Below are 13,701 nucleotides of genomic sequence, written 5' to 3' on the forward strand. Positions count from 1 at the left end.
CGCATGCAGAGCACCGGGCCCGGCAGCGAGCTGTGGAAGCAGCTCCAGAAGGTGCGCGTGACCAACGGCAAGATCGAGGCGCCGGTCCGCGCGAACGGCAAGGACGGCATCCAGGTCGGCGACTTCTCGCTGACCGAGCCGCGCCCGGCCTCGGCGCGGGGTGACGAGGAGCCCGTCCGCAGGCGCGGTCTGCTGGCCCGGCTGCTCCGGCGCGGCTAGATCTCCAACCCCAGCTCGCGCGCCAGGAACCCCAGCCACTCGACGTCCTGCGCGACGATCACGTCGTGCCCGGTCGCGGCGCCGTGCCCGGCGTTCTCGAAGACGTGGACGAGCACCGGAGCGGTGCCCTGCTGGGCGGCCTGGAGGCGGGCGACGAGCTTGCGGGCGTGCCAGGGGCGGCAGCGGGGGTCGTTGGCGCCGGCCTGGACGTAGACGGCGGGGTAGTCGGCCGGGCGGACCAGCTCGTACGGCGAGCGGCCGATCATGCGGCGGACGTCGTCCGGGTCGTCGGGATCGCCCCAGGCCTTGCGGATCACGAAGTCGAGGTAGGGGTCGCGCATGCCGGCGACGAGGTCGAGCAGGGGCGCGCGCGGGAGCACCGCTCGCCACAGGTCGGGCCGCGTGGTGAGGGCGACCCCGCACATCAGGCCGCCGTCGGAGCCGCCGGTGACAGCGAGCCGGTCGGGCGTCGTCCGGCCGGTGGCGACGAGGTGCTCGGCGACGGCGACGAGGTCGTCGTCGCGGACGTGCTTGGTCGCGCGGTGGGCGGCGAGGTACCAGTCCCGGCCGAGCTCGCCGCCGCCGCGCAGGTAGGCCTGGACGAGCGTCCCGCCGGCGGCGACGAAGGCAGCGAGATCAGGTTGGTACGACGGCAGGGTGGGCACGTTGGCCGCGCCGTAGGCGCTGATGAGCACCGGCGCAGGAACAGCCGGGTCCGTTCCGGCCGGGCGGACGACGTGGAAGGGCACGAGCGCGCCGTCGGCCGCCGGTGCCTCGCCGGCCTCGACGGTCGCGTCGAGCGTGACCGCGGGTGCCAGCAGGGTCTCGGTGCCGGCAGTGCCCAGACGGTGCCGGTGCACGCCCCACGAGGTGGTGAGCGTGGAGAAGGCGAAGAGGTGCTCGGGTGCGGGCGCACCGACGGCCAGCCCGGTCAGGGCGAAGAAGGGCGCGGCGACCGCGCCGCGGCCGGGCAGGGGCACCTCGCCGACGGGGGTCCCGGCGCGGTCGAGGACGCGGATGCGGGCGAAGGTGCGGTCGAGCTCGCCGAGGTAGAGGTGCTCCCCCACCGGCGTCAGCGTGCGCAGCACGGTGGGGCCCTCGGGCACGAGCTCGGTCCAGGTCGCCGGATCGGAGGGGCTCGCGGCGTCGAGCGGGATCGCGACGACGCGGCCGCGCGCCGCGCCGACGTCGGTCACCGCGACGTACCGGTCGTCCACGACGTGGCCGGCGACGGTGCCGGTGCAGCCGGTGACGAACGGGCGCCAGCCGCCGCCCTCCGGCGCGGTGAGGTCGCGCACGGCCACGGGGACCGGGCTGCCCACGCGATGGCTGGCGACGAGCCAGCGTCCGTCCGGGGACGGCTGGACGAGCGTGTACTCGCGCGATCCCGTGGGGACGGGCACCGGCTCGACAGTGGTCTGGCCGGTCGCGAGCGCGTGGTGGAAGGTCGCCTGCGTGAACTCCTCCGGCGTGCCGGTCAGCGCGAAGAACCAGAAGCCGCCGCTGTCCGCCTGCCACGAGACCCCGCCGGCCCACGCGCTGTGCACCACCTGCGGGGGCGCGGGCAGCCGCTCTCCCGAGGCGACGTCGACGAGCCGGATCGTGTTGTGCTCGCTGCCGTCGGTGCAGACGCCGATCGCGAGAATTCGCCCGTCCGGTGCGGGTGCCAGCCACGAGAGCACCTCGCCCTCCGCCAGCCTGAGCACGGGGTGTCCGGCGCCGAACGGCTCCTCGGCGACGACGACCGCGGCGCCGTCCGCGCGGAACCAGCGACCGGCGGCGTGCTTCGGCAGGTCGGGACGGGCGCCGGCGTCGTACCGCTCGACGAGGGCGCGCAGCGCGGCGCGGTCCTGGCCGCCGAGGATCGTGCCGGTCGCGATCTCGGCCTGGCGGCGCTGCCAGGCGTGGACCTCGTCGTCCTCGGCCTCCAGCCAGCGATACGGGTCCGGCACGGCGACGCCCGCCTGGGTGGCGACGACGTCGACCGTCCGCGTCGGCGGGTACGGCAGGGCGAGGTCGCGACGCAGCGCCTCGAAGGCGCCCGGCACCCGGTGCACCTCGCCCAGGTCGAGCACCAGGTCGAACGCACCGGCAGTCGGGTCGAGCGGCGCCGAGGGCACTCCTTCCTCGAGCGCGACGTCCCAGTCGAACGGCCGGGGCGAGCGGTCCGTGATCCGGACTGCGGGCCCCGACGCGAACGTCGTGCCGACCACGACGAGGTCGCGGTCGTGGTCGAGCTCGGCGGCGAGCAGCCCGCCGAGCGTCGGTACGCCGTCGAACGGCGTCCGCTGGACGTGACCGGCGTGCGCGCTGACCAGCACCCGCTCCTCGCGCTCCAGCACCCACCGCACGGTGGCGGCCATGAAGGCGTCCCGGTCGGTGTCGTCGGCGAACGCCAGCACCGACGCGGCCAGGCGCTCCGCCACCGGCTCCCCCAGTGCCCGGCCCCGGTCCGCGAGCGACCTCAGGTCGGCACGCAGCCGCTGCTGCTCGTCGTCGTCCAGGCCGGCGAGGCGGATCGCTGCCTCGACCCGGCCACCGAGGTCGGCACGGGCCATCAGCTCGGCGTCGCCGGGCTCCGGCGCGAGCCGTGCCAGGAGGGCGCGGACCGCCGGTCCCGGCGAGGTCGAGCCGCCGGGCACGTCCATGCCGTAGACCCGCAGACCGCCGCGCTCACGCATCCAGGTGAGCTGACGGTGCACCTCGGCCGCGTTGCCGAAGCCGTAGGAGATCGCGTCCCGGGCGACGTTGGCGACCGGGCCGGGCCCGCCGGCGACCCAGGCGTCGAGGTCGAGGCCCTCGGCGAAGCCGGACTCCAGCACCAGCGCGGTGAAGCCGTGCTGCTCCACGAGCATCCGGAACACCTGGTCCCGGAGCTCGTGGAGCTCGGCGACGTGGTGCGCCGCCTCGCCGAGCGCGACCACGCGCGCTCCCTCGGCGAGCGCGCGCAGCGCGCCCAGGTCGACGTTCGTCATCACTCGTGGAAGTACCACAGCTCCGGCGTGTACAGGAAGCTCAGCAGCGACTGGAACGACGACGGCGGCCCGGTCAGGGTGTCCTTCCAGACCACCAGCGTGTGCGGCGTCGGGAAGAAGAGCACCGGCAGGTCCTCGGAGATCGTGGTGATCTCGTCGGCCAGCACCGCCGGGTCCGCGCCGTACGTCGACTCGTCGATCAGCTTGTCGACGTCCTTGTTGGAGTAGGAGCCGAGGTTGAAGCTGCCCGTCGTGTTGAAGACGGTGTTGCTGCTCGGGTAGCCGGCGGCCAGGTAGAGCGGGCCGTAGTCCTGCATCGCCCACTCGTTCTTCTTCGCCGGGGCGAAGGAGTTGCCGTAGTTGGCGTACATGTAGTTGAGCGACTTCGTGATCGCCTTGATCTCGATGCCGATCTTCTTGGCCTCGGAGACGAAGGCGACGTCGCGGGCACCGACGTACGCCGGCGTGTTGGCCGAGGCGATGGTGAAGCTGATCCCCTGTCCCTTCGTGATCCCCGCGCCGCACTGGTCCGCGCCGGTGCCGGGGTTCGCGCAGGTCGTCCTGCCCCCTTCGTCGACCTTCCAGCCGTGGTCGGTCAGCAGCTTGGCGGCCGCTGCGGGGTCGTACGGGTAGGGGGCCTCGTCGCCGAACGCCGGCGGGTACGGCGAGTCCGCGCCGCCGGTGCTGTAGTTCTCGGAGGCCGCACCGTTGTAGATGCCGCGGCTCGCGACGTACCCCTTCTGGTCGATGAGGTGCTGCAGGGCCTGCCGCACGTACGGCTGCGCGATGACCTTGTCGAATCCGTCGGCCGTGTTCTCGAAGTTGATCGTCAGCGCGTCGAAGCGGGCCGGGGCGGGTGCGCCGTAGACGTGGTAGCCGTCCTTCTTGAGCTTGTCGATCTCGGTGACGAAGCTCGAGTCGAGCGTGCCGACCGTGAGCGTCCCGGCCTTGTACTGGTTGAGCACCGCGGCGGCGGACGTGAACGCCTTGAAGTCGACCTGGTCGAGCCGGGAGTCACCCGGGCCGCTGTAGTCGCGGTTGGGCACCAGCGAGAACGAGCCCGTGGTGGAGTCGAAGCTCTTCAGCTTGTAGGGGCCGTTGACGACCTGCCACAGCGGGTTCGTGGCGAAGCTCGACTGGTCCTCGGACTGCTTGGTCAGGTAGCGGTAGATCGCCGCGGCGTTCTCGGGGTCGGTGAAGTCGAGCCGCGGGCCGCCGTCCTTGGCGATCGCCCAGTCCTGCGAGGGCATCACGTAGAGAAGCGCGAGCATGGAGAGCAGGTACGACTCGTTGTACGCCTTCTCCAGGTGCAGCGTGACGGTGTCGTCCGCGGCGGCCTCGGCGGTGACGCCGTCGGGGAACTGCCCGGGCGTGTAGAAGCTCCAGTTGCCGGGGCTCTCGGCCAGTGCGGCCTTGAGCAGGTCGAGCGAGAACACGACGTCGTCCGCGGTCACCGGGTTGCCGTTGGACCACTGGTAGTCCTTGAGCTTGATGGTGACGGTCTTGCGGTCGGCGCTGGTCTCCGGCAGCTCGGCCATGCTCAGGTCCTTGTCGACGACCTGGTCGCCGGCGCCGCTGGGCCGGTAGAGCGCCCGCCACAGCAGGCCGCGGGCGATGACCGTGCCGTTGGCCGCGGCCGGCGGGTACGGGTAGATGTAGTTCGGGCTCAGCCCCGGCGTCAGCGCGACCGTGATCGTGCCGCCGTCCTTGGGCTTGCCTGCCTCGTCGGGAATGGCGCTGTACTTCTTGGCGACGTCCTTCGTCGATGCTCCGCCTCCGGAGCATCCCGAGACGAGGAGGGCGACCACCGCGACGAGCGCCACGCCGAGGCGGCCGCGGCGCGGTCCGGGCAGGTGGTTCATGTCGGGCTCCTAGTGCTGGTGGGTGGTGCGTCGAAGATGCAGCAGGAGCTGCGGGCCTGGTTCGTCCGGCCCGACGATTCCTGGCGAGCACGTCGGTCGGGCCGGACAGGGGCCGCCCGCGGACGGGTCATGGCCTAGTCGGCCTTGCGCCCCACGGCGTCGCGCAGGGCGTCGGCGAGCAGGTTGAGGGCGAGGACGGTGAGGATGATGCAGCCGCCGACGGGGTAGATCAGCCACCAGTAGTCGGCGGAGATGTAGGTGACCCCGCTGGCGAGCTGGCTCCCCCAGTCGGTCGTCGGGTAGGTCAGGCCGAAGCCGAGGAAGCCCAGCGCGGCGACGACGAGGACGGCGTCGGCCACCTGGAAGGTGATGTTGACGATGATCACGCCCATGGCGTTGGGGATCAGGTGGGTCAGGATGATCCGGCGGCGCGAGGCGCCCATCACCTTGGCGGCCAGGACGTACTCTCGCACCCGCAAGGTGAGCACTTCGCCGCGCACGAGCCGGGCCGAGATCAGCCACGAGAAGGCGCCGATGACGAGCGCCAGGGTCCAGGCGTTGGCGTGGAAGCGCGCGGAGAGGATGAGCACGAAGAACAGGAACGGCACCGACAGCAGGACGTCGACCAGGCGCATCATGAAGCCGTCGACCACGCCGCCCGCGAGGCCGGCCACGGCGCCGTACAGGGTGCCGATGGTGGTGGCGAAGAGTGCGGCCAGGAGGCCGATCTGGAGCGACACCTGGCCGCCGGCCATCAGCCTGCCGAGCACGTCGAAGCCGTTGGTGTCGGTGCCGAGCGGGTGCCCGGGGCCGGGCGGCAGCGCGGCGTCGAGCAGGTTGACGTCGGTCTGGTTGGTCTTCCAGAACACCGGGCCCAGGTAGCAGAACGCCACGATGAGCAGCAGCAGCCCGAACCCGACCAGGCCGAGCGGGTGGTGCCGGAACCGGCGCAGCACCGTGCGCAGGGACGTCGGCGTCGGGAGGGTGGCGGGCGGGTCGCCCGCGTTGTCGACGGCGGTCATGAGGCGAGCTCGATCCTGCGGTCGGCGAGGGCGACCGCGATGTCGGCGACGAAGTTGCCGACGACGGTGAGCACACCGCCGATCAGCGTGTAGGCCAGCAGCACGGGGTAGTCCTCGCGCTGCAGGCTGTTGAGGAAGAGCAGCCCGAGCCCGGAGTAGTTGAACAGCGACTCCACGATCAGGTTGCCCGCCAGCAGGGCCGGGATCATCGTGCCCACGAGCGTGATCACCGGCAGGCAGGCGTTGCGCAGCAGGTGCCGGGTGACGACCAGCCGCTCGGGCAGGCCCTTGGCACGCGCGACCCGGATGTAGTCCTGGCCGAGCTGGTCGAGCGCCGACGAGCGCTGGTACTGGCTGAAGATCGCGATGCTCGTGGCGGCGATCGTGATCACCGGCAGCGCCATCGAGCGCGGATCGGTGAAGACGACCCACGGCGAGTGCGACTGCGAGGCCTCGGCCGGGAACAGGTCGAGCTGCTGGCTGAACACCGCGATCAGCACCAGGCCGAGCAGGAAGGCGGGCGTCGCGTAGAGGACGTACGCCAGGCCGGTCGCGACCCGGTCGACCACGCTGTTGCGGCGCACCGCCTGCAGCACGCCCAGCGGGATCGCGACGAGGAGCGCCAGGACCAGACCCGCCAGCGAGAGCATCGCGCTGCGTCCGGCGTTCTGCTGGAGCAGCGTGCCGACGCTCTCGTTGAGCTTGTACGAGCGGCCGAGGTCGCCCTGGAGCAGCTGGCCGAGGTAGCTGACGTACTGCACGACCACGGGCCGGTCGAAGCCGTGGCGCTGGTTGAAGTCGGCGACGGCCTCGGGCGAGGCACGCTGGCCGAGCACGACGCGGCCCGGGCTGTCGGAGACCACGTGCAGCAGGAAGAAGACGACGGCGGAGATGCCGAGCAGCACCAGGACCGAGACGGCGAGCCTCCGGAGGACGTACCAGGCCATGTCAGCGGGCTCCTTCCTTGGTCTGGAGGGGGAAGTGGCAGGCGACCTGGTGGGTGGGCGAGACCGGTTCGAGGACCGGCTCGACCTCGGCGCACAGGTCGGTGGCGAGCGGGCAGCGGGTGCGGAAGCGGCAGCCGCTCGGCGGGTCGATGGGGCTGGGCAGCTCGCCGTGGATCCGCGGGACGCGGTCGGCCTCGGCAGGCCCCTCCTCGCCAGGTACGGCGGCGAGGAGCCCCGCCGTGTAGGGGTGCGCCGGTGCGGCGTACACCTCCTCGGCGGCGCCGGACTCGACCAGCTTGCCGAGGTACATGACGCCGACCCGGTCGGACAGGTAGCGGACGACGGCGAGGTCGTGGGAGATGACGATGCTGCTGAGCCCGCGCTCGCGCTGGATCCGGCGCATCAGGTTGAGCACCTGCGAGCGGATCGAGACGTCGAGCGCGCTGACCGGCTCGTCGGCGACGAGCACCGACGGGTCGAGGGCGAGCGCCCGGGCCAGGCCCACGCGCTGGCGCTGGCCGCCGGACAGCTCGTGCGGGAAGCGCTCGAGCACCGAGCCGGGCAGCCCCACGTCGTCGAGCAGGTCGCGGGCGCGCGCCGTGCGCTCGGCCCGGGTGCCGATCCCCTGGATGGCGAGCGGCTCGCGCAGGATCGCGCCGATGCGCATGCGCGGGTCGAGCGCGGCGCTGGAGTCCTGGAACATCATCTGCAGCCGGGCCCGCCGCTCGCCCAGCTCGCGGCCGCGCAGGGCGGACACCGCGACGCCGTCGAACACGACCTCGCCGGAGGTCGGGCGGTCGAGAGCGACGAGCATCCGGCCCAGCGTGGACTTGCCGCAGCCGGACTCCCCCACCAGGCCGAAGGTCTCGCCGGGCGCGACGTCGAAGCTGACCCCGGAGACCGCCTTGACGGTGCGCCGGCCGCCGAACCAGCCGTCGCTGCCGGCGGGGTACTCACGGCGCAGGTCGACCACCCGCAGCCGCGGTGCGGCGGAGGTCTCGTCCACGGCGGCGGGACGCTCGGCGAGCCGGGCCGGCGTCCGCTCGACCGGGCCGTCGGCGGGGTGCCAGCAGGCGAAGGCGTGCGCGGGCTCGGCCCCGTCGGCGACCAGCGGCGGCTGCTCGGCCCGGCAGCGGTCGGTGGCGGCGGCGCAGCGCGGGGCGAAGCCGCAGCCGACGTCGTGCACGCTGAGGTCGGGCGGCGCGCCGCCGATGCTGTAGAGCTCCTCGCCGCGGTCGTGGGTCAGCGACGGGATGGAGGCGAGCAGGGCCTGGGTGTAGCGGTGCCGGGTCCGCTCGAAGAGGGCCGGCGTGGGGCCGGTCTCGGCCAGCCGGCCGGCGTACATGACGCCGACGCGGTCGGCGTGCCGGGAGATCACCCCCATGTCGTGGGTGACCAGGATCATCGCCATGCCGAGGCGGGCGCGCAGGTCGTCGAGCAGGTCGAGGATCTCGGCTTGGATGGTGACGTCGAGCGCGGTCGTCGGCTCGTCGGCGATGACCACCTTCGGCTGGCAGACCAGTGCCATCGCGATCATCACCCGCTGGCGCATCCCGCCGGAGAGCTGGTGGGGGTGGTCGTCCATCCGCTCGGAGGGGCGCGGGATGCCGACCAGCGCGAGCATCTCCTCGGCACGCCGGCGGGCCTCGCGCCGGGACAGGCCCTCGTGCAGCCGCACCGGCTCGGCGACCTGGTCGCCGATCCGGCGGGTCGGGTTGAGCGAGGTGAGCGAGTCCTGGAAGACCATGGCGATGTCGTTGCCGCGCAGGCCGCGGTAGCGCGCAGGCGGGAGGCCGACCAGCTCGGTGTCGCCGAACGTGATCGAGCCGCCGGTGATCCGGCCGCCGGCGGGCAGCATCCCCATGATCGCCAGGCCGGTCATCGACTTGCCCGAGCCGGTCTCGCCGACGATGCCGAGCGTCTCGCCGCGGTGCAGCACGAGGTCCACCCCGGAGACCGGGCGGACGACGCGGTCTCCGCGACGGATCTCGACCGACAGGTCGCTCACGGTCAGCACCCGCTCGGTCGCGGGGGCGGGGGCGATGCTCACCACGCTGCTCTCCAGGGCCACGGCACGATGGTGCGACGCGCGTCACCCGCGATGTTGGTGCAGCCCGCCCGACCTGGGGGGTGCGGTTCGTCGGCGAGGACGAAGGCGCTCATGCGCGGCGGCCGAGCTCGGCCGTGTAGAGCCGCCGGACGTTCGCCCCGAGGACGGCGACCACGTCGTCCTCCGCCCAGCCGCGGCCCAGCAGCGCGTCGGTGAGCAGCGGCAGCCCGGCCGGCCCCTCGAGGCCCGGCAGGTAGGCGTCGGCGGGCACGCCCTCGACCGTCTCGGGCTCGCAGCAGGGCGGCGTGGTGTCGGCGAGGACCTCCTGGAGGAAGTCCGGGCCGAGCCCGACGTGCGCCACGCCCATCACGCCCACGAGGTGCTCCAGGTGGTCGACCAGGCGGTCGATCGAGTAGTCCGAGGCGTGCAGGAAGGGCGCGAAGAAGTTGGCGCACACCACCCCGCCGCCGGCCGCGATCGCGCGCAGCTGGTCGTCGCTGAGGTTGCGGTGGTGGTCGAACAGCGCCCGGGCCGACGAGTGGGTCGCGATCACCGGGCGGGTGGCGAGCTCCAGGACGTGCTCCACGCCGGCGATCCCGAGGTGGCTGACGTCGTAGAGCAGGCCGAGACGCTCCATCTCGGCGACGGCGGCGGCGCCCGGCTTGGTCAGCCGGCCGCCGGTCTGGTCCTCGCCGCTGCCGTCGGCGAGCGCGGTGCGGCCGAAGTGGGCGAGCGAGGCGACCCGCACCCCGAGCCGGAAGAGCGTGTGCAGCAGCTCGACGTCCTCCCCCACGCCGGGGGCGCTCTCCAGGGCCAGCACGAGCGCGATCCTGCCGCCGGCGAGGGCCTCGTCGATCTCGGCACCGTCGCGGCAGAGGGCGACCGCGTCGGCATTGCCCTCGGCGATCCGGTGCGCGGCCTCGACCATCCGGAGGGTCCGCCGCAGCGCGCCCTCGGGCCGGTAGGCGTCCTCGACGAAGACCGGCAGCGTCTGCAGGTCGACCCCGCCCGCGCGCAGCTGCGGCAGCCACCGGTCGCGGAAGTAGCCGGCCCAGCGCTCGACCGGCCGCGCGACGACGGCGCAGAGCAGGTCGTTGTGGGTGTCGGCGACGACGGCGCGGCGGTGCAGCTCGTTCACCGGATCCTCCGGTCGGCGCGTCCGGTGTGCAGGTACGCCGCCCGGCCGGTGCCGTCGTCGCCGAGGAAGCCGGCCGGCTGGTGCGCGCCGCCCTCGGGGGTGAGCGGCCAGAGGACGTCGGCGTCGTCCTGCCAGGCCACCAGCTCGGTGCGGTACGGCGGCTCGTCGATCTCGGCGAGCTCGCCCAGCGGCGTGCGGTGGAGCCACAGCCGGCCGGCGTCGTCACGGGCGACGGTGCTGCGGCCGACGACCGAGGCGTAGGTGCCCTCGTAGCGGGCCGGGTCGGCCGGCGTCCGGTTGTCGCGCGGCGGGGTGGGCGCGGCGGGCAGGTCGACGCCCACGAGCGCGGGCAGCACGTACCCGGCGACCGCGCGGTGCAGGCCCTTGCCGTCGCCGCCGTTGGTGAGCACCGCGAGCGCGAGGTCGTGGTCGGGCAGCAGCCGCAGGAAGGCGGACTGCCCGATCGTGTTGCCGTCATGGCCGACGATCAGCGGCTCCTGCTGGAAGATCTCCCAGCCCACACCCCACGCCGCGCCCTGCCCGATGGCCGGCAGTGCGACCTGCGGCTCGCGCATCGCCGCCAGCGCCGGGGTGCGCAGGTGGTGCTGCGCGAAGGCGACGAGGTCGCGGGCCCGCATCGCGAGCATCGAGCCCGCGGGGGCGTTCGAGCGGGCGAGCGCCCAGGTGGGCGTCGGGTGGAGGGTCGCGTCCGACGCGGTGGCGACGTGACCCACCGCGACCCGGTGCAGGACCGCCTCGTAGGGGTCGGTCGCCGCATGGGTCAGGCCGAGCGGGTCGAGCAGCTGCTCGCGCAGGCACGCGTCGTAGGACCTCCCGCGAAGGAGCGCGATCAGGCGCCCGAGGACGCAGAATCCGGCGTTGTTGTACGACCACAGCTCGCCCGGCGGGAACAGCTGGCGTACGCCGGCCAGCAGGTCGACGTACCGCTCCAGGCAGTCGTCGCCCTTGCCGGTGTCGGTGAACACGTCACCCTCGAAACCGGCGGTGTGGGTCAGCAGCTGGCGCACGGTGACCGACGCCGCCGCCTCCTCGTCACCGAGCCGCAGGCCGGGGACGTAGGTCCGCACCGGCCGGTCGAGGTCGACCAGACCCTCGTCGGCGAGCTGCTGGACCAGCGTCGCGGTGAACACCTTGGTCACCGAGCCGACCTGGAAGATCGCGTCGGTCGTCGCCGCGACGCCGGTCGCGGTGCTCAGCGTCCCGGCGGCGGCATCGACCACCTGGTCGCCGTACCCGATCGCGACGGCGGCCGCGGGCACGCCGTACTCCTCCAGGAGCCGCGGCAGCCGCTCCTCCAGCCACTCGCCCGTCCCCTGCATGGCCGCAGCCTAGGGCGGTGCGGGCGGTGCGGCCTTCGTCGGACCGCACCGGCTCAGGCGCGGCGCTTCGTCGTCCCCGCCAAACCGGTCTCGATGACGTCGAGGGCGGCGCCGGCCGAGGCGAGGAGGCGGCGGGCCATCCGGGCGTCGACGGTGCCGGCCGCGGCGGCTTCCTGGACCTGGCGGGTCATCGCGCGGGTGGTGCCGACGAGCGCGGAGGCGACCGTCCAGCAGCGGCATCTTGACCGACGGATCGGCACCCGCGGGGTACACCTATCGGTAGACAGCGATCGGGCGAAGGATGACGGCCGGCGCCGGGAAGGTCAGATCTGCGGGCAACAACGTGATTCCCAACTCCAGTGCAGGTTCAATGAAACCGTTCAGCGCCTCGGAAACGGTCTTGATCTCCATCGGCGTAGGAGGCACGTCCCTGATCACACGGATAGCGGAGTACTCCTCACCTTCTTCCAAGAGGCTATCGACTTGCCCAATGACTCGATACGTGCCACCCATATCTTCCTTCGGGTCCAACAAGTACTGCTCGTCAAGTCTCGCAACGATCATTGGATCGCTGACCCCATTCGGGGCCATATAGGTCGGGAGGTGCTTAGGCGCATCCTTGCCGCCGAGCATTGTGTGGAAGATACGGGCCGACGTCTTCGTCTCTCGCAACTCTTCGCCCTTCTGCTGGAAGAAGGAGCCCGGAGTCTCAGCCGCGGTAGCAAAACTCAGAAAGGAGCGGATCAGCAGATGCAGCGGCGCCAGGGTGATCTTGGCCGTGAACTCGATCGTATCGCCAACTTCAAGACTATTGCGGGTGGCCTCATCCCAATCCTTGAGTCGCCCAAACGCGCCTTCGGCATCCAAATGCTTGTACCACGCATCGAAAGCAGAGAAGATTGTTCTCGTTCTTACCATTTCTTCTTCAATGTTGGCGGTCTTCTTCCGGCCGCCACTTGCTTCCACAGGCCCTGCTCCCAAGCCCGCAGAGAAGCCGCCCTCGCGGGCTTGATTCGCTTTCTGAAGAATCTCGTCAATTTTCCCCGCCTCGAGCGCAGACAGCGAGTTCACAATGGTGTCGTGATTCAGGTACAAGAACTCGCGATGCAAGTGCTTCTTTGGCTTTTCATAGTTCGCCATTACAGCTCCCTGAAGATCCAGTCAGTCCCACCTCGGACAGTGTGACATTGCCCGAGCGTTAGCATCGGGCTTATCAAGAAAAATGAAAGGTGCTGCTGCCGCTCTACCACCTGGTCGCGCGGGGCGAGTCCGAGCTCGCGACCGGGCTGCTGCTCGTGCCCCAAGGTGTCGGGGCTGCCCTCGCCATGGCCCTCACCGGCCGGCTCGTGGATCGCGGGCACGGTCGCGCCGTCGTCCTGGGCGGCGTGGGGCTGCTCGGCGCCGGGTTCCTCGGCTACACCACGGTCGGCAGCGACCCGTCGCAGGTCTTCCTCGCCGTGGCGCTGCTCGTGATCGGCCTGGGTGCGGGCTGCATCTTCGCGCCGACGAGCGCGGCGGCGTACGCGGCGGTCGACCGGTCCGCCATCGCCCGGGCCACCACCACGATGAGCATCGCCCAGCGCACCGGCGGCGTCGTCGCGACAGCCGTCTTCGCGACCGTCCTGCAGCACCACCTCGACGGGAGCACCGCGCCGGGAGAGGCTTTCGGGGCGACCTTCTGGTGGCCGCTCGCGGTCGCCGGGCTCGCTCTCGTCCCCGCCCTGCTGCTGCCCACCTCGCACCGAGAAGGAGCCGACCGATGAGCATCGACCTCAACCACACGATCGTCCACGCGAGCGACCGCGACGCCACCGCGGACTTCCTCACCGACGTGCTCGGGCTCCCAGAAGCCCGCACCTACGGGCCGTTCCGCGTCGTCGAGCTCAGCAACGGCGTCAGCCTCGACGTGATGACGGCGCCCGGGCCGATCACGCCGCAGCACTACGCCTTCCTCGTCGGCGACGCCGAGTTCGACGCGATCCACGACCGGATCGTCGCCCGCGGCCTGCCGTTCTGGGCCGACCCGTTCCGGCGCGAGCCGGGCCGGGTCAACCACCACGACGGCGGGCGCGGGCTCTACTGGCCCGCGCCCGACGACCACAACCTCGAGATCATCACCGTCCCCTACGGCGGCTGAGCCGCCGCGGG

12 protein-coding genes are annotated in these 13,701 nt (G+C 72.2%); 3 read left to right on the plus strand and 9 right to left on the minus strand.

Translation table 11 applies throughout. From position 1 onward, the window contains the following. Nucleotides 1-3: 3 nt before the first annotated feature. Nucleotides 4-219 carry a hypothetical protein gene (locus BM223_RS10465; protein ID WP_038677926.1) on the plus strand — a complete coding sequence of 72 codons (216 nt, stop codon included), beginning with the start codon at nt 4-6 and terminating at the stop codon, nt 217-219. On the opposite strand, the gene BM223_RS10470 is transcribed toward BM223_RS10465, so the two are convergent. The 9 genes from BM223_RS10470 to BM223_RS10505 form a co-directional block, all read right to left on the minus strand. Further along, nucleotides 216-3,194: a prolyl oligopeptidase family serine peptidase gene (locus tag BM223_RS10470; RefSeq protein ID WP_038677925.1), complete on the minus strand. Its 2,979-nt coding sequence runs from the start codon at nt 3,192-3,194 to the stop codon at nt 216-218. The genes BM223_RS10465 and BM223_RS10470 overlap by 4 nt on opposite strands. Then, on the minus strand, nt 3,194-5,056 hold the full coding sequence (locus BM223_RS10475) for an ABC transporter substrate-binding protein (RefSeq protein WP_038677924.1): 1,863 nt from the start codon (nt 5,054-5,056) through the stop codon (nt 3,194-3,196). Before BM223_RS10475 ends, BM223_RS10470 begins: the two co-directional genes overlap by 1 nt. Nucleotides 5,057-5,190: 134 nt before the next feature. Further along, on the minus strand, nt 5,191-6,078 hold the full coding sequence (locus BM223_RS10480; RefSeq protein WP_082003611.1) for an ABC transporter permease: 888 nt from the start codon (nt 6,076-6,078) through the stop codon (nt 5,191-5,193). Further along, nucleotides 6,075-7,025, minus strand: coding sequence for an ABC transporter permease (locus BM223_RS10485; protein WP_038677923.1), 951 nt, complete (start codon nt 7,023-7,025; stop codon nt 6,075-6,077). The genes BM223_RS10480 and BM223_RS10485 overlap by 4 nt, the downstream gene beginning before the upstream one ends. Nucleotide 7,026: 1 nt before the next feature. After that, a complete protein-coding gene (locus tag BM223_RS10490) occupies nt 7,027-9,096 on the minus strand; it encodes a dipeptide ABC transporter ATP-binding protein (RefSeq protein WP_052138423.1) in 2,070 nt (689 codons plus the stop codon). Between the two features lie 88 nt (nt 9,097-9,184). After that, entirely contained in the window at nt 9,185-10,213 is a 1,029-nt protein-coding gene (locus tag BM223_RS10495; RefSeq protein ID WP_038677922.1) for a dipeptidase, read from the minus strand. Continuing rightward, on the minus strand, nt 10,210-11,553 hold the full coding sequence (locus BM223_RS10500; RefSeq protein WP_038677921.1) for a serine hydrolase domain-containing protein: 1,344 nt from the start codon (nt 11,551-11,553) through the stop codon (nt 10,210-10,212). The genes BM223_RS10495 and BM223_RS10500 overlap by 4 nt, the downstream gene beginning before the upstream one ends. A 53-nt stretch (nt 11,554-11,606) precedes the next feature. Next, nucleotides 11,607-11,813, minus strand: a complete 207-nt coding sequence (locus BM223_RS28325; protein WP_170222501.1) for a hypothetical protein — start codon at nt 11,811-11,813, stop codon at nt 11,607-11,609. Between the two features lie 13 nt (nt 11,814-11,826). After that, a complete protein-coding gene (locus tag BM223_RS10505) occupies nt 11,827-12,693 on the minus strand; it encodes a DUF6414 family protein (protein WP_038677920.1) in 867 nt (288 codons plus the stop codon). An 89-nt stretch (nt 12,694-12,782) separates the two neighbouring features. Between BM223_RS10505 and BM223_RS10510 the strand changes: the two genes are divergently transcribed. Both BM223_RS10510 and BM223_RS10515 read left to right on the plus strand, forming a co-directional pair. Further along, a complete protein-coding gene (locus BM223_RS10510; RefSeq protein ID WP_052138422.1) occupies nt 12,783-13,316 on the plus strand; it encodes an MFS transporter in 534 nt (177 codons plus the stop codon). Next, nucleotides 13,313-13,690: a VOC family protein gene (locus tag BM223_RS10515; RefSeq protein ID WP_038677918.1), complete on the plus strand. Its 378-nt coding sequence runs from the start codon at nt 13,313-13,315 to the stop codon at nt 13,688-13,690. Before BM223_RS10510 ends, BM223_RS10515 begins: the two co-directional genes overlap by 4 nt. Nucleotides 13,691-13,701: the final 11 nt, after the last annotated feature.

The organism is Pimelobacter simplex, from assembly GCF_900114845.1.
In the GTDB taxonomy this organism is placed as follows: domain Bacteria; phylum Actinomycetota; class Actinomycetes; order Propionibacteriales; family Nocardioidaceae; genus Nocardioides; species Nocardioides simplex.

Bases quoted from the DNA above. Each gene is read 5' to 3' on its own strand.
- BM223_RS10465 (WP_038677926.1), top strand. From the start codon at position 4: ATGCAGAGCACCGGGCCCGGCAGCGAGCTGTGGAAGCAGCTCCAGAAG.
- BM223_RS10470 (WP_038677925.1), bottom strand. From the start codon at position 3,194: ATGACGAACGTCGACCTGGGCGCGCTGCGCGCGCTCGCCGAGGGAGCG.
- BM223_RS10475 (WP_038677924.1), bottom strand. From the start codon at position 5,056: ATGAACCACCTGCCCGGACCGCGCCGCGGCCGCCTCGGCGTGGCGCTC.
- BM223_RS10480 (WP_082003611.1), bottom strand. From the start codon at position 6,078: ATGACCGCCGTCGACAACGCGGGCGACCCGCCCGCCACCCTCCCGACG.
- BM223_RS10485 (WP_038677923.1), bottom strand. From the start codon at position 7,025: ATGGCCTGGTACGTCCTCCGGAGGCTCGCCGTCTCGGTCCTGGTGCTG.
- BM223_RS10500 (WP_038677921.1), bottom strand. From the start codon at position 11,553: ATGCAGGGGACGGGCGAGTGGCTGGAGGAGCGGCTGCCGCGGCTCCTG.
- BM223_RS10505 (WP_038677920.1), bottom strand. From the start codon at position 12,693: ATGGCGAACTATGAAAAGCCAAAGAAGCACTTGCATCGCGAGTTCTTG.
- BM223_RS10515 (WP_038677918.1), top strand. From the start codon at position 13,313: ATGAGCATCGACCTCAACCACACGATCGTCCACGCGAGCGACCGCGAC.